We start from the raw sequence: 1,118 nt of genomic DNA on the forward strand, positions 1-1,118 counted from the left end.
GCCTTCCCCAGGATGGCCCTCCTTTGGGCGGTCCTCCCCACGGTGGTCCTCTCCGCGTGGGTCCCCTCCGCGAGGGTCCTCTCCGGGGTGGCGGCCTTCCCCGCGACGGCCTTCCCGGGGACGGTCCTCCCCGAGGTGGTGGCCTTCTCCGGGCCGGCCTTCCCGGCGGGGGTCCTCTCCGCGTGGGTCCTCTCTAGGGTGGCGGCCTTCCTCGCGATGGGCTTCCCTGCGAGGGTCCTCTCCGCGATGGCCTTCCCCAGGGTGGTCCTCCCCACGAGGGTCCTCCCCGCGAGGGTCCTTCCCGCGAGGGCCTTCCCAGGGGTGGTGGCCTTTCCCGCGTGGGTCCCCGAGACGGTCCTCCCTGCGGCGGTTCTCGCCGGGGTGGCGGCCTTCCTTGAGAGGCCCCTCCCGGAGAAGAACCCCCGTGCCGCAGAGGGTGGCGAGGGCGGCTGGGGTGATGCGGTCGGCGGGGTCCTTGGTGGCGCACAGCGCGAGCAACCCGGCCAGCCCCGCCTCCACCCCCTCCAGATCCAGTTCCTCGTTCAGCGTGCGATACAGGATCGCCACGCCCTCACCACCCCCGAACGGCGGCCGCCCGGTCGCCGCGTAAGCCACCGTCCCGGCCAGGGCGAAGACGTCGGCGGCCGGTGTCACGGGCTGACGCCGCACGGCCTCGGGTGCGATGTAGCCGGGCGTGCCGATGATGTCCCCGCTCCGGGTGATCGTGCTCTGCCCGACGGCCCGCGCGATCCCGAAGTCGATGAGCCGCGGCCCGTCCGGGGAGAGGATCACGTTCGACGGCTTGAGATCACGGTGCTGCACCCCGCGTCCGTGCAGGTCGGCCAGGGCGGCGGCGAGCCCGCCGAGCAGTCGCAGGCACACCCCGGACGGCAGCGGCCCCCACCGGTCCACCGCCTGCGACACGGTCGGGCCCGGCACGTACGCGGTCGCCAGCCAGTACGGCGGCGCGTCCAGCCCGGCGCCGAGCAGCGCCGCCGCGTACGGGCTGCGCACGTCGGCGAGGGTGGCCACCTCCCTGCGGAACCTGGTGACCGCCTCGTCGCCGTCGAAGTCGTGGCGGATCACCTTGATCGCCGCGAGCCCGCCCTGCCACCCGC

General features: G+C 74.6%; 1 protein-coding gene. It reads right to left on the minus strand.

Features of this window, described 5'->3' with window-relative positions; translation table 11 throughout:
- The coding region (locus tag HII36_RS55385) for a serine/threonine protein kinase (protein WP_173531421.1) at window positions 1–1,118 on the minus strand (1,118 nt) is incomplete at both ends.

The sequence above is a fragment of the Nonomuraea antri genome, from assembly GCF_013283785.1.
Lineage (GTDB): Bacteria > Actinomycetota > Actinomycetes > Streptosporangiales > Streptosporangiaceae > Nonomuraea > Nonomuraea antri.